The organism is Extensimonas soli (genome assembly GCF_029211265.1).
In the GTDB taxonomy this organism is placed as follows: domain Bacteria; phylum Pseudomonadota; class Gammaproteobacteria; order Burkholderiales; family Burkholderiaceae_C; genus Extensimonas; species Extensimonas soli.
In genome coordinates, this window is sequence record NZ_JARGEL010000032.1 from 56,216 (window position 1) to 78,370 (window position 22,155).

Consider the following 22,155-nt stretch of genomic DNA (forward strand, 5'->3'; position numbering starts at 1 on the left):
TGGACGGAATATGCAAAAAAACCGGACTCAAAATCTCTCGCACGTGGTGTGCCAGACGCAAATTTGCTGGCTGAAACGACCTTCCGATCAGCGAGGACGGTCATCCGTGGTCGTGCGATCAAGCAGGGAGTGCGATCTGTTTTGTTTTATTTGATGGACGTCTGATGAATACCTCCGCCCTCGTCCAGAAGGTCTGGAACTTTTGCCACACCCTGCGCGACGACGGCGTGGGCTATGGCGACTATCTGGAGCAGTTGACCTACCTGCTGTTCCTCAAGCTCGCGCACGAGTACGCCCAAGAGCCCTACAACCGCGATACGCACGTGCCGGCTGGCTACGACTGGGCGAGCCTGCGCAGCAGGACGGGCGAGCCGCTGGAAGCGCATTACCTGGCCACGCTGCACCGGCTGGGGCAGGAGCCCGGCATGCTGGGGGCCATTTTCTTCAAGGCGCAGAACAAGATTCAGGACCCGGCCAAGCTCAGCCGGCTGGTGCAGATGATCGACGCCGAAAGCTGGATCAGCCTGGATGCGGACACCAAGGGCGATCTGTACGAAGGCTTGCTGCAGAAAAACGCCGAAGACACCAAGAGCGGCGCGGGCCAGTATTTCACGCCGCGCGCGCTGATCGAGGCGATGGTGGCCTGCGTGCGGCCCGAGCCGATGAAGACCATTGCGGACCCGGCCTGCGGCACGGGGGGCTTCTTTCTGGGCGCCTACCACTGGCTGACGCGCCCCGGCGCCCAACTGGACAAGCGCCAGAAGGAATTCCTGCGCAACCAGACCTTCCACGGCAACGAGATCGTGCCGAACACCCGCCGCCTGTGCCTGATGAACCTGTTTTTGCACAACATCGGCGAGCTGGACGGCGAGCCCGCCGTGGAGCGTTCTGACGCCCTGATTGTCGAACCCCGGCGCAAGGTGGATTACGTGCTGGCCAACCCGCCCTTCGGCAAGAAGAGCAGCATGACCATCACCAACGAAGAGGGCGAGGAAGACAGGGAGGCGCTGACCTACGAGCGGCAGGACTTCTGGGAAACCACGTCGAACAAGCAGCTCAACTTTTTGCAGCACATCGTCGGCATGCTGAAGGTGGGCGGCAAGGCGGCGGTGGTCTTGCCCGACAACGTGCTGTTTGAAGGCGGCGCCGGCGAGAAGATCCGCCGCAAGCTGCTCGAAAACTGCGACGTGCACACCATCTTGCGGCTGCCGACGGGGATTTTTTATGCGCAAGGGGTGAAGGCGAACGTGGTCTTCTTCGACGCCAGGCCGAAAGACGGGCAGGTTCACACCCGAGGAATCTGGTTTTATGACCTGCGCACGAACAAACATTTCACGCTGAAGACGCGCCCCCTCAAGCTGGACGATTTGCAGGACTTCATCCACTGCTACAACCCCGAAAACCGCCACGTGCGCATCGCAACCGAGCGCTTCAGGTTTTTCAGCTACGAGGAACTGGTGGCGCGAGACAAGGCCAGCCTGGACGTGTTCTGGCTCAAGGACGACAGCCTGGACAAGCTGGAGGATCTGCCGCCGCCTGATGTGCTGCAGCAGGAGATCATCGAGCACATGGAAGCGGCGCTGGCGGCGTTTCGGGACGTGGCGGCAGCGCTGCCGCGCGGGGCAAGGGCTTGAGGGCGCGTCAGAGCACCACGCCAAACACCGCCATCAGCGCCAGCACCACGGCCAGCCAGCCCAGCACCGCGCGCCGCCATAGCGCAGGGGCGCGGCGCAGTTCCATGTAGTCCAGCGCAATCAGCGCGCCCTTGCAGGCCGCCAGCGCCAGCACCGCCAGTGTTGCCGCCTTGCCCAGGTGCTGGCCTTTGGCGGCGGCGCCTTCGCCCAGCCACCAGCTGGCGAGCGTGGCCAGCGCGAGCAGCGCGAAGATCAGGTCGGCCCGGGTGAAACGCATGCGGGGGCTCCTTCAGCGGATGACGTAAACCAGCGGGAACAGCACCATCCACAGCAGGTCCACCATGTGCCAGAACACCGCGCCCGAGGCCGGGGCCATGTGGTTGGCGCGGCCGTAGGCGCCGCTGCGCGCCTTGTGCCAGAGCACGGCGAACACGATGGCGCCCACGAGCACATGCAGGAAGTGAAAGCCGGTGAGCAGGGTGTAGAGCAGCGTGAAGGCGTTGGTGGCCCAGTCGAAGCCGGCACGCACCTTGCCCGCAAATTCGAGCGACTTGACGAGCAAAAAGCCGACGGCAGCGGCCAGCGCCGCCAGCAGCCAGTGGGCTCCGGTGCGGCCCCGGTCGGCCTCGAAGGCGCGCACCGCGCGCACCGCGGCCCAGCTGGCCGTGACCAGCAGCAGGGTGTTGAGCGCGCCGGTGTGCAGGCTCAGCGTGGCCTGCCCCTGCGCGAACACCTCGGGCTCGCGCCAGCGCGCCACCGCGAACGAGGCGAACAGCAAGCCGAAGGTCAGCAGTTCGGCCAGCACCAGCAGCCAGACCATGCCGTCGCCGGCAAGGCGCTCTTCATGCGGTGCCGCGGTCAATGCGAAGTCCCTTCGGAGCGCGTGATTTTGTTCCACACGTTGTATTTGCCCACGGGTTTGCACATCGGCAGGCGCTTGACTTCCTTGAAGGTCGCCGCGTCATAGACGACGAGGGCGCCGTCCTGCTCCCACACGCTGGCCAGCGCGAATTTGCCATCCTTGGTGAATTCGACGTGAGCGAGTGTCTTGCCGGGCTCTCGCACCGTGGCAACGGGCTTGAGCGTGGCCTTGTCGATGATGGTCAGCGTGTCTTTGGCGGTGGGGCTCATCATCGAGTCGGCCCAGGCGTAGGGCGTGGCCTCGTGGCTGCGCAGGAAGAAGCCAGGCCCGGGTGTGGGGATGGAGGCGACAGGTTTCCAGGTCTTCATGTCGATCACGTCGATGGTGCCGCCCTTGAGGTTCGGGCTGGCCAGCACGGTGCTGCCGTTCCACGCAAAGGTGATGCCCGAGCCCAGGTGCGGCATGCCGGCAATCGGCAGGTCGGCGATCTTGCGGCGCGCGTCGAGGTTGACCACCTGCGCAGTGGCCGCGCCGTCGCCAGACTTCGGGCGCGTGGCGCCCAGCACGTTGCGGTAGCTCTGGTCGAAGAAGAAGTCGTCGAGCGGCTCTTCCAGCGGGGTGCGGTGCACGCCAAGGAAACCGGGCTTGGCTATGGCCTCGCCCATTTTGTAGTCGTGCACGTAGCCGTCGAAGATCGGCGCCGCCTTGGGGTCGTAGGAGATTTCCCAGAGCTCGGGGATGTCCTTGAGCGCAACCACGAAGCTCTTGCGTGGCGCGGCGTCGTACACGGCCGAGACGCGCGAGCTCGTCTTGCCGTCCAGCGTGGCGGCGCTGTAGGTTTGCCGCAGGTGGAGGTCGGCGTCGAACAGGGCCAGGGTGTGCGGCAGGTAGTTGGCGGCCATGACCCACCGGCCGTCGCTGCTGACCGCGACGTTGCGCATGTTCAGGCCCGCGCGCACCTCGGCCACGACGCGCAGGCGCCACAGGTCGTATTTGGTGATCCAGCCGTCACGCGAGCCGAAATACACATAGCGACCATCGGGCGAAAACTTAGGCCCGCCGTGCAGCGCAAAGCGGCTTGCAAAGCGCGCGATGACTTCGAAGCGGTCGCCATCGACCAGGCTCACGTGGTGGTCACCGCCCTCGACGACGACGAACAGGTTCATCGGGTCGGCATGCCAGAGGGGTTGGGCCGGCTCGTCCTTGGGCGCTTCGGCGAAGGTACGCGAGGCACGGATCTCCTCGTCGCTCCAGTGCGGCGCGGGCTGCACCGGCGTGCGGATGTAGGCGGCCAGGGCTGCGACCCCGGCGGCGCCGAGCTGGTCGGCAAAGGCGGGCATCTGCGTGGCCGGACGGCCCTGGGCGATGACCTGCGTCGCTTCGGCCGGGCGCAGGCGCTCCAGGCTCTCGGGCAGCAGCGCCGGGCCCATGAGACCGGTGCGTTGCGCGCCGTGGCAGCTGGCGCAGTGCTGCTGGTAGAGCGCCTTGGCATCGACGGACTGCGCGGCGGCCATGTCCACGCCCATCCAGACCAGACCGGCCACCAGCGCAGCGCGGGCGAGGTCGGCCAGGCATGTGCGCGGCCGAAACATCCGTTCGCGGGCGTGTTCACGCATGGCCCACTTCCTTCAGCAGGATGGTCGCACGCCGTGGCGCAGCCTTTGCCGCATCCGCCGGCAGGCCGATCTCCTCGTCGCTCAGGTAGCAGCCCGGGTCTTCGGCCCAGGGGTTGCCGGTGAGTTGCTGGGCACGGGTACGGGTGTTGCCGTTGCAGATCGCCAGGTATTGGCACTGCGCGCAGCGGCCTTCGACCGGGCGCGGGCGCTGCTTGAGCCCGGCCATGAGCGGATCGCGCGTGTCCATCCAGATTTGCGAGAAGGGGCGGGCGCGCACATTGCCCAGACCATAGTGCCACCACATGGTGTCGGGGTGCACCTCGCCGAGGTTGTCGATGTTGGCCACGTTCACGCCACTGCTGTTGCCGCCCCAGGCCTGCAGGCGTGCGCGCAGGGGTTCGGCCCAGCGCGCAAAGCGTGCCGCCACCCACTGCAGCAGGTAGGGGCCATCGGCGTCGTTGTTGCCGGTCACGTATTCCTCGTCCCGCCCGTCGCGGGCGGCCTGCCAGGCGCGCTCGTACAGACGGTCGAGCGCCGCGCGCGTGGACTGGAACTGCGCGTCCTTGCCGCGGTGGATGTTGCCGCGGCCGGCGTAGTTCAGGTGCGAGAAGTAGAACTTGTCAACCTGTTCCTGGCGCATCAGGTCGAGCAGCGGTTCGAAGTCGTGCGCGTTGAGCGCCGTCATGGTGTAGCGCAGCCCGACCTTGACGCCGCGCGCGCGCAGCAGGCGCAGCGCCGCGAGGCTGCGCTCGAATGCACCGCTCTGGCGGCGGAACTGGTCGTGCGTTTCGCGCAGGCCGTCGAGGCTGATGCCGACGTAATCGAAGCCCTGCGCGGCGATGCGATCGGCCAGCGCGGGGTCTATCAGCGTGCCGTTGCTCGAGAGGCCGACGTAAAAGCCCATGCGCTTGGCGCGATCGGCAATGTCGAACAGGTCAGGGCGCATCAGCGGCTCGCCGCCCGAGAGGATGAGCACTGGCACGTGAAAGGCCTTGAGATCGTCCATGACGGCAAATACCTCGTCGCGCGAAAGTTCGCCCGCGTAGTCGTGGTCGGCCGAGAGCGCGTAGCAGTGCTTGCACGTGAGGTTGCAGCGGCGGATCAGGTTCCAGATCACGACGGGGCCGGGCGCGCTTGCGCTGTCGCGGCGGCTGGGGGCGGGCCACTGCCCGGTCTGTTCGGCGTGCGCGAGTTCGCGCAGGTATTGGCTGATGCGCAGCATGGTTCTTCAGCTTTCGGAGATGCGCAGACCGGTTTTCTTGAGGATTGCGGTCGAATAAAGAATGTCGTGGGCGCGGCAGGCATCGCCCAGCAGTGCGGCCACCTGCTGCGCCTGGGCCTCGACTTCTGCGCGCGAGCGGCCGTGCAGCATGGCGAACAGGTTGTACGGCCACACCGGCGGGCGGCGCGGCCGGCGGTAGCAGTGGCTCACGAAGGGCAGCTGGCCCACGCGCGCGCCGAGCTCGTCCACGTGCTCGTCGGCCACGTCCCAGACGCTCATGCCGTTGGCGGTGAAGCCCAGGCGGTAGTGGTTGGGCACGGCGCCTATGCGGCGTATCAGCCCCGCGTCTAGCATGGCCTGCAGGCGCGTGCGCACCTGCTCGCCGCTGATACCCAGGGCCGCACCCACGGCTTCGTAGGGCCGACGCACCAAGGGCAGGCCGGACTGCGTGGCCTGGATGATGCGGCGGTCCAGTTCATCGAGCGCCATGGGGGTCTCCGGGCAGCAGGGGCAGGCGCAGTTCGACGAAGAACTCGCGCTCCTTGGGAAAGGCGTACACCGGCAGACCGGTCATGGCCTCGATGCGCGCGATCAGCGGGTCTATCTGCGCCGCCGATTCGACGGCGATCACGAACCACATGTTCAGCGGCGTGGCGCCGGGCTGGTCGGGGTGGGCCGATTCGCGGCGGTAGTTGTGAGCGATTTCGTGCAGTGCACCCAGTTGCGCGGTCACGGATGCGAAGCGGTCTTCCGGCACCGCCATGGCCGCCAGCACGAAGCGGCCGCCGGCGCGCTCGATCTGGAACAGCGGGCCGAAGCGCGTCAGGTCGCCGTGGGCGAGCAGGCCTTGCAGGCGGTCGATCAGCGTGTCCTCGCTGCAACCGAGTTGCTGGGCCACGGCGGCAAACGGCCGGTCGCACAACGGAAAACCGCCGTGCAGCCGGTCTATCAGGCGCAGGTCATCGGGCGAGGGCATGGGGCACCTCCTGCAATGGGGCAGTGGCAGGGGCATCGGCCCAGCCGCGAAAACGCCGCGCGCCGGTCTGCTTGAAGCGCCGGGTGGAAAACAGCACCTCGCGTGGATGGCGCGCGAGGCCCGCAGCCTGCGTCACACGCTCGATCACGGCGAGCACTGCGCTGCGGTTCTTGCCGTGCACCATGGCGTAGAGGTTGTAGGGCCAGCCGTCGGCGCGCGTGCGGCGGTAGGCCAGGGTCACGCCCGTCTGTTCGGCCAGCGTCTGGCCGCAGACATCGACCTGATCGTCGGGGACGTCGAAAACAGTCATGGCGTTGGCGTCGAAGCCGAACTCGTGGTGGCGCACCACGACGCCAAAGCGCTGCAGCCGGCCTTCGGCCAGCCAGCGCCGCAGCTGCGCCGTCACGGCGTCTTCGCCCATGTTCGTCTCGCGGCCCCAGGCGGCGAATGGCCGCTCGATGAGCGACAGGCCTGCTTCCACGCGCTGCGCCAGGGGCCACAGCGCGGCGGGCAACGGTTGTGGGCGCGGGAGCGGGGCCGGGTTGGTTGTGGAGCCGGCTGTGGGGCCGTCTGCCGGGCGGCGCATCGGGCGCGGGGCCGTGGTGCCGCGCAGGTCGAAGCCCAGGTCGATGCGGTAGGGCCTGAGCATGCGCAGGCGCAGCGCGGGCAAACCCGTCGCGCGCTCCAGCGCGGCCACGCCTGCCTCGACCGCCTCGGCATGGGTGCCTGTCATCACGAACCAGAGGTTGTAGTGGTGCTCGCGCAGGTAGTTGTGGTTGACGCCCGGATGGGCCGACACCAGCGCGGCCACTGGTTCTATGCGTTCGGCGGGCACGGCCATCGCTGCGAGCACCGCATCGCCACCCGCGCCATGGGCGAACACGCCGCCGATACGGCTGACGCGCCCATCGTGCTGCGCCTGGGCCAGGGTGCGCAGCACGGCGCCGCGCTCCAGTCCGGTGGCATCGGCGAGCACGCCGAAGGGGTCGGCGCACAGCGGAAAGTCGTGCTGCCAGTCGTTGAGCAGGCGCAGGCGCGCCTCGATGGGGGCGCCGTCTGGAGCGTCGGTGGGGGCGTCCATGGCTTAAAAACCCATGCGCGCGGCGCGCGCGGTGAAAAAGATGCCGCTGGGCGCGGGCACGTCGAGACGCGCCAGCGTGGCGAAATTGCGCGTGTCGAGCACGCTGACACGGTTGTCGTCGCGGCTGCTGATCCAGACGGTGTCGCTGCGCGGCGTGAATTCCATGTGCAGCACGGCCTTGCCCGGCGCGAGCGTCTGTACGATCTGCTGGGTTTGGGTGTCTATGACCTGCACGCGGTGGTAGTCGGGCACGGCGAAGTTGACCCACACCTGGCGGCCGTCGGGCCGCGCCATCACGAACACCGGCTGCCCCGCGATTGGAATGCGGCCCACTTCCTGCCAGGTTTCGGTATCGACCACCAGCACCTCGTGCCGACCAATGGCGGGCAGGTAGGCGCGGCGCCCGGCCACGGCCCAGCCGCGCAGGTGCGGCATCTTGAAAACGGGCAGCGGCGCCTGGCCCTTGCCGTAGCCACCGAGGATGCGGCGCACCGTCGGCTTTTCGGCCCAGAGGTCGAGCAGCGCCAGGCCGTCCTTGCCGAACAGCCCGGCGATGTAGTAGCGGCCGTCGGGTGTGACCAGCGCGTCGTAGGGCTGGTGGCCTATGCCGTCGAAGCGTTGCGTGCGCGGGTTTTTCGGGTCTGAACAGTCGGTGATCCAGATCGCGTCGGCGTCGAACAGGCTGTAGGCGAAGCGCCGGCCCGGCAGATCGACCAGGCCGACCACGCGGGACAGCTTGCCCGGTGCATAGGCGGCAGGCACGTCGGCCACCAAGTCCAGCGTGCGCGCATCGAACACCCTGATGCCGCCGGGCGTGTAGTTTTGCGCTGCCACCAGCGTGCCGTCGTCGCTGATCGCACCGCCGATCGCGTTGCCGGCCTGCAGCACGCGGCGCACCAGGTGCTGGCCCAGCAGGTCGACCATGGACAGGCCGCCGTCGCGGCCGAATACGTAGGCGTAGCGCCCGTCGCGCGAGAACACGACCGAGGCGTGGGAGAGGTCGCCGAGCCCGGGCACTTCGCCGATCAGGGTGCGGGCCGTGGTGTCTACGAGGTAGAGCGTGCCATTGGCGCGGCCAACCACCACACCCAGGTCTCCGGTGCCGCGCAGCGCCGGCGCGGCGCAGCCGGCCACTCCACCGAGAGCGCCGAGCGCGCCGAGGGCGCCGAAGGAAGGGAGCGTGGCCACAGTGGCCAGCCAGTCACGGCGCTTCATGGTGTGTGCGTTTCTTCAGGAAAGCCCTGCTGCAGTTGCAGCGCAATCCAGCGGGCCTCGGGCTCGCTGAGCATGGTCTGCCAGGGCGGCATGGGGGTGCCGGGTCGGCCGTGGACGATCACGGCCACCAGGCTGTCCAGCGGCCGTTCGGCCATGGCCTCGCGGGTGAGCGCGGGGCCCAGGCCGCCGGTCAGGTGCATGCCGTGGCACGAACCGCAGTCCTGCCGCACCATGCGCACCAGTTCGCGCGAGCGGGCGGCATCGGGCGCGGTCTGCGCCCAGGCCAGCACGGGCCCTAGCAACAGCGTGGACAGGACGATGGTGGTGCGTACCGGCATGGCTTGGCCCGATCAGGACTTGAGGATGGAGGCGATCACCTCTTTGAGCTCGGTGTCGCTGATCTTGTCCGGGCCATTGGGTGACATCGGAATCGGGCCGAAGGAGCCCGAGCCGCCCTTGCGCACCTTGTCGAACAGTTTGGCCGAGGCATCCTGGTCCTTGTATTTGGCCGCAATGTCCTTGAACGCAGGGCCAACCAGCTTTTTGTCCTTGGCATGGCAGGCCATGCAGCCGGCCTTGTTCAGCGCGGCATCGGCATCTGCGAACGCCGCGCCCGAGGCAAGGACCGCGGCCGCAGCAACCAGCAGGGGAATCAACTGCTTCATGAAAATCTCCAGAAAAATGCAACGAGATGGTTTGGCTTGTGCTCCAGGTGCGATGGCATCGACAGAGCCGGGCCATGCGTACCTGGGCGAGGGCTGTCAATACACGTCGTGCTGCGTGTTGTACACGTTGAAGTGGCCCGTGGGGGTGATCAGGCGCGGGTCCTTGATCACGGCCTTGAGCTTGAGCGTCTTGTCGTCCACGACGACGATGGCGCTCTGCTTGTTCTTGGCGCTCCATACCGAGAACCAGACTTCGTCGCCGGCCTTGTTGAACTCCGGCTGCACCACGCGCTTGGCGCCGTCGTCCTTGAGGTCGGCCCACTCGGCGATCGGCAGCACGGTATAGCCCTTGTCCAGGTTCTTGATGTCGTACACCGCCACCGACTGCGAGATTTTCGGATCGGGGTTCAGCGGTGTGTCCGAATAAAGGTGCTGGCTCTTGGGGTGGCTCTTGATGAAGAGCGCCCCGCCACCTTGGCCCTTGAGCTCGGCCACCTTCTTGAAGGCGTATTCCTTGTGCTTGACAGGGTCGGTGCCGATCAGCGAGATGGTTTCGTCACCCAAGTGGCCGGTGGACCACACGGGGCCGTATTTGGGGTGCACGAAGTTCGCGCCCCGGCCCGGGTGCGGAATTTTGCCCACGTCGATCAGCTTGGCGAGCTTGCCTTCCTTGAGGTCCACCGCGGCGATCTTGTTGGACTGGTTGGCGGCCACCATGAAGTAGCGGCCGGTCGAGTCCATGCCACCGTCGTGCAGGAAGCGCGCAGTGCCTATGGTCGTCACTTTCAGTGCGTCGAGGTTCGAGTAATCGACCAGCAGCGTCTGGCCGGTTTCCTTCACGTTCACCACGAACTCGGGCTTGTAGTGCGACGCGACGATGGAGGCCACGCGCGGCTCGGGGTGGTACTCCTGCTTGTCCACGGTGTTGCCGCGCGTGGAGACGATCTTCAGCGGCTCCAGCGTGTCGCCCCTCATGATCACGTACTGCGGCGGCCAGTAGCTGCCGGCAATGGCAAACTTGTCTTCGTAGCCCTTGAACTTGGAGGTGTCCACCGAGCGGGCTTCGAGGCCGATGCGGATCTCGGCCACGTTGTCGGGCTTTTCCATCCACAGGTCGATCATGTTGATCTTCGCGTCGCGGCCGATCACGAACAGGTAGCGCCCCGAGGCCGACATGCGCGAGATGTGCACTGCATAGCCGGTCTTGACGATGTTGATGATCTGCTTGGTGTCGCCGTCGATCAGCGCCACCTCGCCGGTGTCACGCAGCGTGGTCGAGAAGATGTTGCTGATGTTGTAGTTGTTCATCTTTTTCGTCGGCCGCTTTTCCGGCGGGACGATGATCTTCCAGGTCTGCTTCATGTCCGCCATGCTGAATTCGGGCGGTGTCGGAGGGTCCTGCTGGACGTAGCGCGCCATCAGGTCCACTTCCTTCTCGCTCATCTCGCCGCTCGTCTGCCAGTTGGGCATGCCCGCTGGCGAGCCATAGGCGATGAAGATCTTGAGGTAGTCCGTGCCCTTGCTGAGAGTGATGTCCGGCGTCAGCGGCTTGCCCGTGGCGCCTTTGCGCAGCACGCCGTGGCAGCCCGCGCAGCGCTCAAAATACATTTTGCGGGCTTGCTCGAACTCGGCCTGCGTCATCGCCGGCGCCTTGGGGTTTGTGCTCTGGTACATGGGCACGTCCGCTAACGGCGAACTGCCGGCCTGGTAGTTCTTTTCGGCTTCTTCGACGGCTTTGCCGCTCTGGGCCATGGCGGTGGCCGATGCCAGGGCGGCAGCCGCTAGTGCGACCAACCTGGTAATTCTTTTCGTGGTCATTGTGGGTCCTCTGCGTCAGGGATCAGCACATGGATGTGACCCTGCGGATGCTGGGGCACTTCTCGCGAGGTTGCTGTCCATTCCCTCTTCTTGCGAGCGAGGGCATCGTCCCGCAGGTGGCCCTGGCTGTCCTTGAACTGGTTCAAGGACGCCTGCGGCCAGGCAGTCGAACAATGCGTGCAGGTTGGGCAGATCAACCGGGCCGTTGCGATGCGCAGCATGCGACATGGGTGCAACTGACCACGATGCCGACAGACAAGGAAAGACCGCCATGAATTTCATCGAAGACGCACGCTGGTTTCGCGCCCCCCCGCGGGAGGAGTGCGCAGGCGCCTCCATCGCCCCTGGGCGCGTGACGCTGGTGGGCGCGGGTCCTGGCGATCCCGAACTGCTCACGCTGCGCGCCGTCAAGGCGCTGCGCGGCGCGCGCCTGGTGCTGTACGACCACCTCGTCGGCAAGGAGGTGTTGCGCTACGTGGCCGAAGATGCCGATCTGATCTACGTGGGCAAGGAATCTTCGCACCACACGCTGCCGCAGGAGTCCATCATCGACCTGATGGTGCGCCTGGCGCGCAGCGGCCGCCCAGTGGTGCGGCTCAAAGGGGGCGACGGCTTCATCTTCGGCCGAGGCGGCGAGGAGGCCCAGGCTTTGGCCGCAGCGGGCATTCCGTTCGAGGTGGTGCCCGGCATCACGGCGGCCCAGGGTGCTGGCGCCTGCGCGGGCATACCGCTCACGCACCGCGACCATGCCGCAACACTGGTGTTCGCGAGTGGTCACCTGCGCGGCGACAACGAGGTGGCGCTCGACTGGGAGCTGCTGGCGCGTCCGCGCCAGACCGTGGTGATCTACATGGGCATGGGCACGCTGCCCACCATTAGCACCGAACTGCTGCGCCATGGTCTGCCCGGCGACACGCCCGCAGCACTGGTCGAACAGGCCTCGCTGCCCACGCAGCGCTGCATTACCGGCACGCTGCAGACATTGCCGGCGCTGGCGCAGCAGCACCGTGTGCGTCCGCCCGCGCTCATCATCATCGGCGGTGTGGTGGCCCTGCAGCCGCAGCTGTTGCAGGGCATGCGCGGGATGCCGGCGCAAGTGGACAATCTGGGTTGATCCCTTGCCACCCAGGGCGGAATGCTTTGAGGCATCATGACTGCCTCACAACATTCCGCCCTCATGCAACAAGACATCCTCATCAACTGGTCGCCGCAGGAAACGCGCGTCGCGGTGGTCGAAAGCGGCGCCGTGCAGGAGCTGCACATCGAGCGCCCGCTCGAGCGCGGCCTCGTGGGCAACATTTACCTGGGCAAAGTCGCGCGCGTGCTGCCGGGCATGCAGTCGGCGTTCATCGACATCGGCTTTGAGCGTGCGGCCTTTTTGCACGTGGCCGACGTCTGGCAACGCCCTGCGGAGGGCGATGCCGCGCCCTGGGCACGCAAGAGCGAGGCGCAGGTGCCGATCGAAAAGCAGGTGTTCGAGGGCCAGGCACTGATGGTGCAGGTCATCAAGGACCCCATAGGTACCAAGGGCGCGCGCCTTTCCACGCAGATCAGCGTCGCGGGGCGGCTGCTCGTGTTTCTGCCACAGGACGAGCACGTGGGCGTGTCGCAAAAAATCCCCGCGGCCGAGCGTGATGCGCTGCGCGCACGCCTGCAGGCGCTCGTGGGCGACAAGGCCAGCGGCGGCGGGGGCGGCTTCATCCTGCGCACCAACGGCGAGGACGCGAGCGACGCCGAGCTCGCCGAAGACATCGCCTACCTGCGCAAGACCTGGGCGCGCATCAAGGCCGCCGCGTTCGAGCTGCCGCCGCGCTCGCTGCTGCACCAAGATTTGGACTTGCTGCAGCGCGTGCTGCGCGACCTGGCGAGCGAGCACACGCAAAGCATACGCATAGACTCGCACGAGCAATTCCAGCGCCTGCGCGCCTTCGGGCGCGAGTTCATGCCCGCGGCTGCGGCCAAGCTGCAGCACTACAAGGGCGAGCGGCCGATTTTCGACCTGTACGCGATCGACGACGAAGTGGCGCGCGCGCTCGGGCGGCGCGTCGATTTGAAGTCGGGCGGTTACCTCGTCATCGACCAGACCGAAGCGCTCACCACCATCGACGTGAACACCGGCGGCTACGTGGGCGCGCGCAATTTCGACGACACCATCTTCAAGACCAACCTCGAGGCCGCGCAGGCCATCGCGCGCCAGCTGCGCCTGCGCAACCTGGGCGGCATCGTGATCGTTGACTTCATCGACATGGCGCGCGAGGACCACCAGCAGGCCGTGCTGGGCGAGCTGCGCAAACAACTCGCGCGCGACCGCGTCAAGACCACGGTGAGCGGCTTTTCGCAACTCGGCCTGGTCGAGATGACGCGCAAGCGCACGCGCGAGTCGCTCGCGCAGTTGCTGTGCGAGCCTTGCGCCGCCTGCGCGGGGCGCGGCAGCGTGAAAACCGCGCGCAGCGTGTGCTACGACATCCTGCGCGAAATCCTGCGCGAGGCGCGCCAGTTCAACCCGCGCGAATTCCGCGTCATCGCGCCGCCGCGCGTGGTCGAGCTCTTTCTCGACGAAGAAAGCCAGCACCTCGCGGGCCTGTCGGACTTCATCGGCAAACCGATTTCTTTGCAAGCCGAGAGCGCGCTCGGGCCCGAACAGTACGATATCGTGTTGTGGTGAGCGCCTGGGCGGGCTCCAAGCTGTTGGCGCAGGTGGCGCTCTCACCGGTTCCTTGTCCCGTGGTCGCGCCCCTGTGGCGCAGTACACCCAACGGCCTTGCCGGAATGCATTTTGCTTGTGACGGGCAAGGGTCGCGGGCAAAGAGCGCTGCCAACTTGCATCAAGCCCAAAGACTTCCTTTTGCCTCATGAGTTTTTCATACAGTTCGCAACGCTCACTGCTCCAACGTCGCAACAGCATGACGCGCATGCTGCAGACGCTGTTGGACGGCGCCGCCGTGCTTGGCATCTCCTACTTTCTCATCGTGCGTCACATAGGGATAGTGACGGCGGAATACACCGTCTTCGTTCTCTTGCTCATGGGCGCGTTGGCCGTGGTCTATGACCACTACGGTATTTACCGCAGCAATGCCAACTTCACGCGCAAGGCGCTCAATCTGTTCAATGCGTGGTCTCTGACCTTCTTGGTCGTGGTCTTACTTGGCTTCCTGACAAAAAATGTCGGCCAATTCTCTCGGCTGCTCGTGGGCGAGCTGTATGTTGCTGGCTATGGGGCGCAGTTGGGCTTGCACCTGCTGGTCTGGCTGGTGCAGGTCAAGTTCATGCAGCGGCTGCAGGCGGAGCGCGTCATCATTGTGGGCTCAGGGCGCCTGGCCAACTACCTCCAGGGAAAGATCAGCAACAACCCCTGGCTGAATCAGCAGGTGGTGGGCTGTGTGGCCTTGTCAGACGACAAGGTGGATGAAGCGCAGAGCGCGGGTGCCGATGCGCAAGCCGTCAGTGGGCGCATGCAGCAATTGGGCCGTCTGGAGCAATTACCCCAACTGATCGAGCAACACAAGGTCAGCATCGTTTATTTCGCCATCCCCCTGGACGCCTCGGATATTTTGGAGGGTCTGTACTTCAAGTTGCTCGAGCAGCACGTGGCAATTCACTGGGTGCCCGATATTTTCTCCTTGCGTCTGGTCAACCACAGCGTGCGCGAGATCGCGGGACTGCCTGTTATCGCTTTGTCCGAAACGCCCCTCACGGGCACCCGCCTGGCGCTCAAGTCGCTGGAAGACTTGGTCTTGTCCAGCCTGATCCTGCTGGGCATTACGCCGCTGCTTTTGGTGATTGCGCTCGCCGTGAAGCTCGACAGCCCCGGCCCCGTGTTCTTCCGCCAGAACCGCAACGGCTGGAACGGCAAAACCTTCAAAATCTGGAAGTTCCGCAGCATGTACGTGCATCAGCCTGAAGGCACAGTGCTCAAGCAGGCCGAGAAAGACGACCCGCGCATCACCCGCGTAGGCCGCTTCATACGGCGCACGAGCCTCGACGAGCTGCCGCAGATTTTCAACGTGCTCGCGGGTGAGATGTCCCTGGTGGGGCCACGCCCCCACGCGGTGCAACACGATGCCGAATACTCCCAGCGCATCAGTGACTACATGGCGCGCCACAACATCAAGCCTGGCATCACCGGCCTGGCCCAGGTGCGCGGCTTCCGCGGTGAGACGCGCGACCTGGAGCAGATGGCGCTGCGCATCGAATCGGACATCGAATACATCAACCATTGGTCTGTTTGGCTAGACCTCTCCATCCTGCTGCGCACCTTGGTCGCCTTTACGGGGAAAAACGCCTACTGACGCGGCGGCCCATCCCCTCGGACGGGGTAGTCCTTACGGATCATTGGCGCGGTCCATGCGAAGGCTTAGGCTACGCCCATCAACTTTTCGATCCACTTTTTTTCTGAGGGGAACATGATGAAACTGAACAAACTACTAGGGGCTGGCGTGTTTTGCCTCGGTACGCTGCTGGCCGCGGGCGCCCACGCGGATACTTATACCGTTACAAGCACGGGAACGCCTGTGGATGTCTTTAGTGATTTCAGCAAAAGCACTGTAGACACTGATTATTTGGATCTGGCAACTGGTGGTTTGATAATGTTTATGCATGTCATCGTCACACCTGTGGATGCGGAACAAAAAATGAGTTATACGCTTACGAATACGGCAAATACGGCAGAAACCTTCAACTTTGACTTGCTTGCTGCCGGTGCAAAATTTTCCACTATGATGTCTGCAGGCAAGTGGGAGATGAAAGTTGTCAATCTGGATACGACGTTCCCTGCAGCAAATGGAGGTACCACCCGAGTGTCTGAGGTGCCGTTGCCGGGCGCAGCGCTGCTTTTTGGATCGGGCCTGCTGGGTTTCCTGGGGCTTGCCAATCGTCGCAAGGTCTAAAAGCAAGTTTTGTGCAGGGAAGAAAAGGGGCTTCAAGCCCCTTTTTTGTTGTTAGAATGAATTTCGCTATTTTTGCTTGAGGGGCGATTGATGTCTTTGCTGCGTTCTGTGGCTCTTCTTTGGGCTTTGGTATTGATGGTGTGCACCAGTGTAGGGGCGCATGCGGACAACACGCCGTACACGTTACATTCCGGCGACACCTTGCTGGTGGCGGTGTGGCGGGAAGAAGCCTTGCTGAAAGAGGTGCGGGTGTTGCCAGACGGGAGCATTACTTTCCCTCTCGTCGGGCGCGTAGAGGTGGCAGGGCTAGGGTCAGAAGAGGTGGAGCGGCGCATTGCCGACAAGCTCAAGCCCTTCATCCCGGATGCCGTCGTTTCCGTTGTGATCACTGGCATTGAAGGCAACCGGGTGTATGTGATCGGCAAGGTGCTCAAACCCGGGCCTGTGGTGCTAAACGCCCCTGACACTACCGTGTTGCAGGCGTTGAGCCAGGTGGGCGGCTTGGATCGCTTTGCCGACGGCAATGCAGTTAAGGTATTGCGGGCCACCCCGCAGAACGGCTTTCAACTGCTGCCCGTGCGTCTGAACGACTTGCTCAAAGGGTCGGAGCTATCGACCAACGTGATGTTGCAGCCTGGTGACACCATACTGGTGCCTTGACTTTAAGAGTTAAGGGTGTCGATCAACGTGCGTCGCTGCTGCTCCGAATTCGTTCTTGCGGCCTTGCTGTGTGGGCAGGTGCCGTTGGCTTGTGCATCGGGGCCCGCGCAGCAAGCAGTTTCTATGCCTGCGGAGGTGGAGTTCGACTCCAACCCTGAACTTCGGCCCGGCAGTGCAAGCAGCGCTGTGCGCTATCGCCTGAGGCCACAGTACAACTACACCTACCATGTAGATGACACCAACGAGTGGTCAGCGGTATTGGGGGCCAACCTCGAGCGCAGCAGCAATACCCAGGTCAGCGCTAATCGCCAGGATCCATCCGTCGAACTGAAGTGGCTGCAAAAAGCCCCCACTTCCCTATGGGAGCTGAATGCCAAGTACTCCAAAGCATCGACACGTACCACCGAATTCGACCAAACCGGCATCGTGACCGCCGACCGCACCCAGACCAACCGTAGCGTGGGCGCGAACTGGGGCAAATACTTGACGGAGCGCTGGATGGCGAATGGTGGAATCAGCCAGCAATGGGTTGATTATGATACCAATACCTTGGTTTCTTACAGAAATTCATTGGCAAGCGGAGGGCTTTCTTACGATTTGGCTGCCAGTCAAAAGATGAGTATATTTTTCGCTGGAAGTCATTACTCTCCTTATGCAAATAATTTTGTTCTGGCCAGATCTTCCAGTGGAATGGGGCTGGTGTTTGGATATGTTGGTGCCCTATCAGATAAAATCGACTTGAATGTTCAGGCGGGCAAGGTAAAAATAACTGGCTTGGATGCTGGCTATTATTTGCAAGGAAAAATGGAAGTCAATTACAAGGGAAATTATATGAGTGGCGGTGCTAGTTTCGATCGCAGTGCGGTTGCAGGTGGCCAGACAGGTGGTCTGACCATCAGTAATTCGCTGCGACTGCAAACACGAATTGAAGTTGCAGAACGTACTGCTGTCGATTTTTATTATACTTTCACCAAAAATGCTGGCTTCAACGGTGGCAAAACGAATAGCATGGGAGCGAAATATTTATTTCAAATATCACCTCTCTGGAGCCTGAATTTTAATGTGCAGCGCAGGACGGCAGACCAACGCACTGGTTATGCTGGCGCCAATTTGGTGGGGGTTGGTCTCAATTATTCGCATTCAGATTTTTAATATTCAATAGCATGCAATCTGATTATCAGCTTTCTCTGCGAGATTATATTGATATTGTGCGACGGCGTGGCGTATTAATTATTTTCGTATTTGGCGGCGTCTTTGCCTTGGCTGTTGCGTTCGCCATTATGATGCCGCCGGTTTACCAGTCCACTGGTACCATCATGGTGGAGTCTCAGCAAATTCCAGACGATTTGGTGCAGGCTACGGTCACAAGTTATGCCGATGAGCGTATAGAAATTATCAAGCAGCGTGTCATGACGCGCGACAATCTCTTTCGTATTGCTAAAAAATACCAACTTTTTGCGGATGCTGGATTAAGTTTTACCCCGTCTGAGGCTGTGGACGAGATGCGTAGCCGCATTGGTGTGGAATTGGTGAATGCCAACGTGCAGGCGCGTCAGCGCGCTACCATCGCCTTCAAAGTGTCCTTCGAGCATCGGCGCCCCGATTTGGCGCAGCGCGTTGCCAATGAACTGGTCACACTCTTTTTGGATGAAAACGTCAAAGTGCGCACTGAGCGGGCCGAGCAAACCACTGCGTTTTTGACCCAAGAGGCCGACAAACTGCGCGCCGACCTGGACAAATTGGAAAGCCAGATCGCAACCTACAAAATGCAGCATGGGGGTGCGTTGCCAGACAATATGACGCTCACAATGAGCAGTATGCAGCGAATGGAAACGGACTTGCGCGATACAGAGCGCGACCAACGAGCTGCGCAGGATGAGTTGCGTGGATTGGAGATCGAGTTGGCAAGTGCCAAGGCGGGCATTGGTATTCCAGGATATGTTGGGGTGCAAAACGCTCAGCAAGAATTGGTCAAGGCGCGGGCTGATCTGGCACGTGTCGCGGCAATTTATACCGAAAACCATCCCGACGTGCGTGCGCTCAAGCGCAAAATTGAAGGTCTGGAAAAAACGGTCGCAGAAGAAAAAAATGCCAGTTCAGGCGGGAATGGCGCAATAAATTCTGCAGCAGACTTGCAGGTGGCGCGACTCGAGTCGCGCGTGGCTTTTTTGCGTTCGCAAATCAGTCTTTTGGATAAACAGCAAGCCAGCCTGCGCGGAAAAATCGGTCAGTTGGAAGGGCAGATGTTGCAAGCACCACAAGTGGAGCGTGGGATGGCAGACCTTTTGCGTGATCAGGAAACCGCGCGCCGCAAATACGAGGAAATTCGATCGAAGCAAATGTCTGCGCAGGTGGCGGAAAATCTGGAAGATGAGCAGAAGGCCGAACGATTCACTCTGCTCGAGCCCCCGCTGGCGCCTGATGTTCCGATCAAGCCCAATCGCAAAAAAATGATTGCCCTTGGGTTTTTTCTTGCGGCTGCATGTTCGGCTGGGGTGGTTATATTGCTAGAAACCCTCAATGGCCGTGTGCGTGGTGTAGAGGCAGTGGCCGCCATTGTAGGACAGCGGCCCATGGTCACCATTCCATACATTACAGTAGCGGCAGAATTGCAGCAGCGGCGCCAAATAATGCTGCGCGTTGGCGTTGCGGTGGCTGTGATTGTTCCACTGCTGCTTCTTGCGGTGCATTTTCTTTACATGCCCCTGGACATGGTTTTGTCCAAGGTGCTGGTTCGCTTGAGTTAAGGTGGTGTAGATCATGGAACGTATCAAGCAAGCCATTGAGAAGGCCAAGACACAAGCGACCGCTGGAGTCCCTTCCGGCGCAGCCCCAGCGGTTGGTCAGGAGGCGAAAGCGCAAACGTTGAATGGACAGATCGAGGTGAACTACCTCTATACCGATGTAGTAAATCTCGATTCTGCTGATTTGGAGAAAAATCGAATTGTTGCATTCAACAAAAACCATCATGCCAATTGGGCGTTTGATGTGCTGCGCACCAAGGTGTTGCAAAAAATGGACGAGCATGGCTGGCGCACTCTGGCCATCACTTCGCCCACGCTAGATTCTGGCAAAACCGTGGTCGCCATCAACCTAGCCACCAGCATTGCCCATCAAACCCAGCGCACTGCCATGTTGGTGGACTTTGATCTGCGCCGTCCCATGGTCGCCAGCTACCTGGGTTTGAAGCGTCAGGTGTCTTTCAATGACGTGCTCTCCGGTCAGGCGGAGGTGCCGCAGGCGCTGGTCAACCCTGGCCTGCCGCGTTTGGTGGTGTTGCCCACGGCTCGGCCAGTGCCCAAATCGTCAGAGGTGCTTTCTTCCAGCAGGGTCGCGGGCATTATTGAGGAGCTGCACGACCGCTACCAGGATCGCATCGTCATATTTGACTTGCCCCCCGTGCTTGCCGCAGATGACGTGCTAGCTGTGCTGCCGCGCATTGACTGCGCGCTCATGGTGGTTGGCAGCGGTATGTCGAATCAAAAGGAAATCGAAGAGGCCATGCGCCATTTGGGTGGAGCTAATTTACTCGGCGTTGCTCTGAACAAAGACGAAGCACTCGTGCGCAAAGATTATTACTGACCATGCTTTCACGCTTCATTTTTTGCTTGTTCGCTCTTTCGAGCCTGTTCTTTAACGCCTGCGGTGGTGGTGACGCTGGGGTTAGTGCTATCAACGCTCCAACTCCGTCCACTGTGCCCGGGAGCATCGCGGTCGATACGCCCACGCCCACGCCCACGCCCACGCCCACGCCCACGCCCACGCCCACGCCCACGCCCACGCCCACGCCCACGCCCACGCCCACGCCCACGCCCACGCCCACGCCCACGCCCACGCCCACGCCCACGCCCACGCNGTTCAACCTACCGCAGAAGTAGGCATAGGCATAGGCCAGCTTAGCTATTGGGATAACAGCTTTGCCATGGCCGACGTGGTGCGGCAGGCGCAATTTCGCACCCTTTCCTGGGGTTACGACGTGGACTTCGACCCACAGGGCGCGCCGCGGCAGGACTGCTATTTGATTTTCAATTCTAGACGTATTGGTGCGGGAACGTACAAACTGACTTTTCAAGGTAGGGCAGATGTCAGTCTGGCGGCATCACCTAATGGAGTTGTGGCGAATCAGATATACGATGCTGCAAGTAATACGACTTCGGTGGATATCGTTTTGCCGCAAGATTCGGTTGGCAATAACTGGCTCACGTTTCTCAACACCCGCAGGACGGCATCTTCCAGTTCGGCAGATGGTATTGGCAATGTCCATCTATGGCGTCCTGGCTATCCTACGGACGGCTCAGTGCTCTTTACCAAAGAGTTCATTGCGGCCATGCGGAAGTTCAGTGTGATTCGCACCATGGATTTCATCAGTGCCAACAGCAATGCGACCCAGACCTGGGCGGAGCGCACCCGCATCGACTGGCTTGGCAGCACGGGTGACAAAGGCCAGCCGTGGGAGTTGATGGTGATGTTGGCCAATGCCGCGAATCGGGACTTGTGGATCAACGTGCCCGTCAAGGCTGATGATGCCTACATTCAAAAATTGGCGAACCTGCTCAAATATGGCTCAGATGGCTCAGAACCCTACACCAGCAGCCAAAGTAAGCCAAAATATCCTCCGCTCAAGCCAGGCCTCCGCGTGTACGTTGAGTATGGCAATGAGCTCTGGAATTCTGGGCCAGGATTTTGGGGTTTTTACTGGGCTTTGGACTTAGCAAATGCCAACCGTCTCAACATCAGCCATCCAATCGCCTACGATGGGCCGGTCAATGATCAATACATCGCCTTGCGCCGCTGGATTGCGTATCGCTCCGCCTTCATCAGCCAATCCTTTAGAAGCGTCTTTGGTAATGCCGCCATGATGGACACGGTACGTCCCATTTTGGCGAGTCAAGTGGGCAACGGTAATTTATATTTGTCCCTTGGCCTTGCCTGGGCAGAAGGTTACTATGGTGACGTGACCAAGCTGTGGTACGGTGGAGGCGGGGCTGCCTATTATGATTCCTCAGTGCAGCCTGCTGATACGTCTGCGGCGACCATGCAGGCTTATTTTGACAATTTGCCTACTGCCAGCTTTGGTCAAAGCGTAGCTACAGACGCCATTTGGACCAAGGGTTATGGACTCAAAACCGTGGCCTATGAAGGAGGGCCAGGGCCAGGGGGGAGCGCGTTGGGGTCTGTCAGTGGTACTGAGCAGCTCGCCTACACCTACAACGCTGATCCACGCATGAAAGATCGTATGCTGGTTGCTAGCAACATGTGGGTTTCCAATGGTGGTGACTTGCTAGTGTATTACGCCTACAACAGTGCAGCGCCTTGGGCGTTTATCGATGGTCTTTCGTTGAGTACGGTCTCGGACACCACAAGTCCCAAACTGCAAGCCATTGACGCCTTGGCTAAGCGACCCTTGCCGGCTGTGACCTTGGGGACTGCGGTACCTGGTACGGTTTATTTACGCAGCAATACATCGGCCATTCAAAGCCGGACGGATGGTGACACCTCTTGGGGATTTGGCGGAAGTGC

General features: G+C 62.3%; 20 protein-coding genes. 9 read left to right on the top strand and 11 right to left on the bottom strand.

From position 1 onward, the window contains the following. Positions 1-164: 164 nt before the first annotated feature. The gene (locus PYV55_RS15300) at positions 165-1,634 is read left to right on the top strand and encodes a class I SAM-dependent DNA methyltransferase (RefSeq protein ID WP_275852945.1); all 1,470 of its coding nucleotides are present in this window, start codon (positions 165-167) and stop codon (positions 1,632-1,634) included. 7 nt (positions 1,635-1,641) lie between these two features. On the opposite strand, the gene PYV55_RS15305 is transcribed toward PYV55_RS15300, so the two are convergent. From PYV55_RS15305 to PYV55_RS15355, 11 genes are all read right to left on the bottom strand, one after another. After that, positions 1,642-1,911 carry a cytochrome C oxidase subunit IV family protein gene (locus tag PYV55_RS15305; RefSeq protein WP_275852947.1) on the bottom strand — a complete coding sequence of 90 codons (270 nt, stop codon included), beginning with the start codon at positions 1,909-1,911 and terminating at the stop codon, positions 1,642-1,644. Positions 1,912-1,923: 12 nt separating this feature from the next. Beyond that, complete coding sequence (locus PYV55_RS15310; RefSeq protein WP_275852949.1) at positions 1,924-2,496, bottom strand: cytochrome c oxidase subunit 3; 573 nt, start codon at positions 2,494-2,496, stop codon at positions 1,924-1,926. Further along, positions 2,493-4,022 carry a cytochrome D1 domain-containing protein gene (locus PYV55_RS15315; RefSeq protein ID WP_275853213.1) on the bottom strand — a complete coding sequence of 510 codons (1,530 nt, stop codon included), beginning with the start codon at positions 4,020-4,022 and terminating at the stop codon, positions 2,493-2,495. Before PYV55_RS15315 ends, PYV55_RS15310 begins: the two co-directional genes overlap by 4 nt. 82 nt (positions 4,023-4,104) lie before the next feature. Further along, positions 4,105-5,334 carry a heme d1 biosynthesis radical SAM protein NirJ gene (gene nirJ / locus PYV55_RS15320; protein ID WP_275852952.1) on the bottom strand — a complete coding sequence of 410 codons (1,230 nt, stop codon included), beginning with the start codon at positions 5,332-5,334 and terminating at the stop codon, positions 4,105-4,107. A gap of 6 nt (positions 5,335-5,340) precedes the next feature. Further along, positions 5,341-5,823, bottom strand: coding sequence for a siroheme decarboxylase subunit beta (gene ahbB / locus PYV55_RS15325; RefSeq protein ID WP_275852954.1), 483 nt, complete (start codon positions 5,821-5,823; stop codon positions 5,341-5,343). After that, entirely contained in the window at positions 5,810-6,310 is a 501-nt protein-coding gene (locus PYV55_RS15330) for an Lrp/AsnC family transcriptional regulator (RefSeq protein WP_275852956.1), read from the bottom strand. The genes ahbB (PYV55_RS15325) and PYV55_RS15330 overlap by 14 nt, the downstream gene beginning before the upstream one ends. Beyond that, complete coding sequence (gene ahbB / locus PYV55_RS15335; RefSeq protein ID WP_275852959.1) at positions 6,294-7,391, bottom strand: siroheme decarboxylase subunit beta; 1,098 nt, start codon at positions 7,389-7,391, stop codon at positions 6,294-6,296. The genes PYV55_RS15330 and ahbB (PYV55_RS15335) overlap by 17 nt, the downstream gene beginning before the upstream one ends. A 3-nt stretch (positions 7,392-7,394) precedes the next feature. Further along, positions 7,395-8,606 carry a cytochrome D1 domain-containing protein gene (locus tag PYV55_RS15340; protein ID WP_275852961.1) on the bottom strand — a complete coding sequence of 404 codons (1,212 nt, stop codon included), beginning with the start codon at positions 8,604-8,606 and terminating at the stop codon, positions 7,395-7,397. After that, positions 8,603-8,944 carry a c-type cytochrome gene (locus PYV55_RS15345; protein WP_275852964.1) on the bottom strand — a complete coding sequence of 114 codons (342 nt, stop codon included), beginning with the start codon at positions 8,942-8,944 and terminating at the stop codon, positions 8,603-8,605. The genes PYV55_RS15340 and PYV55_RS15345 overlap by 4 nt, the downstream gene beginning before the upstream one ends. Positions 8,945-8,956: 12 nt before the next feature. After that, positions 8,957-9,271, bottom strand: a complete 315-nt coding sequence (locus tag PYV55_RS15350; RefSeq protein ID WP_275852966.1) for a c-type cytochrome — start codon at positions 9,269-9,271, stop codon at positions 8,957-8,959. Positions 9,272-9,367: 96 nt separating this feature from the next. Continuing rightward, on the bottom strand, positions 9,368-11,089 hold the full coding sequence (locus PYV55_RS15355; RefSeq protein ID WP_275852969.1) for a cytochrome D1 domain-containing protein: 1,722 nt from the start codon (positions 11,087-11,089) through the stop codon (positions 9,368-9,370). Positions 11,090-11,360: 271 nt separating this feature from the next. Here PYV55_RS15355 and cobA point away from each other — a divergent pair, with 271 nt between their 5' ends. The 8 genes from cobA to PYV55_RS15395 all read left to right on the top strand — a co-directional run bounded on the left by cobA (position 11,361) and on the right by PYV55_RS15395 (position 20,217). Further along, entirely contained in the window at positions 11,361-12,203 is an 843-nt protein-coding gene (gene cobA, locus PYV55_RS15360; RefSeq protein WP_275852971.1) for a uroporphyrinogen-III C-methyltransferase, read from the top strand. 63 nt (positions 12,204-12,266) lie between these two features. Continuing rightward, positions 12,267-13,754: a ribonuclease G gene (gene rng / locus PYV55_RS15365; RefSeq protein WP_275852973.1), complete on the top strand. Its 1,488-nt coding sequence runs from the start codon at positions 12,267-12,269 to the stop codon at positions 13,752-13,754. Between the two features lie 187 nt (positions 13,755-13,941). Continuing rightward, positions 13,942-15,378 (top strand): undecaprenyl-phosphate glucose phosphotransferase, encoded by a 1,437-nt coding sequence (locus PYV55_RS15370; RefSeq protein WP_275852975.1) that lies wholly within the window; start codon positions 13,942-13,944, stop codon positions 15,376-15,378. A 117-nt stretch (positions 15,379-15,495) separates the two neighbouring features. Continuing rightward, on the top strand, positions 15,496-15,975 hold the full coding sequence (locus tag PYV55_RS15375) for a hypothetical protein (protein ID WP_275852977.1): 480 nt from the start codon (positions 15,496-15,498) through the stop codon (positions 15,973-15,975). A gap of 90 nt (positions 15,976-16,065) precedes the next feature. Next, positions 16,066-16,635, top strand: coding sequence for a polysaccharide biosynthesis/export family protein (locus PYV55_RS15380; RefSeq protein WP_275852980.1), 570 nt, complete (start codon positions 16,066-16,068; stop codon positions 16,633-16,635). 15 nt (positions 16,636-16,650) lie between these two features. Continuing rightward, entirely contained in the window at positions 16,651-17,787 is a 1,137-nt protein-coding gene (locus PYV55_RS15385; protein WP_275852983.1) for a hypothetical protein, read from the top strand. Between the two features lie 11 nt (positions 17,788-17,798). Continuing rightward, positions 17,799-19,382 (top strand): GumC family protein, encoded by a 1,584-nt coding sequence (locus tag PYV55_RS15390; RefSeq protein ID WP_275852986.1) that lies wholly within the window; start codon positions 17,799-17,801, stop codon positions 19,380-19,382. A gap of 13 nt (positions 19,383-19,395) precedes the next feature. Then, positions 19,396-20,217, top strand: a complete 822-nt coding sequence (locus PYV55_RS15395; protein ID WP_275852988.1) for a CpsD/CapB family tyrosine-protein kinase — start codon at positions 19,396-19,398, stop codon at positions 20,215-20,217. Positions 20,218-22,155: the final 1,938 nt, after the last annotated feature.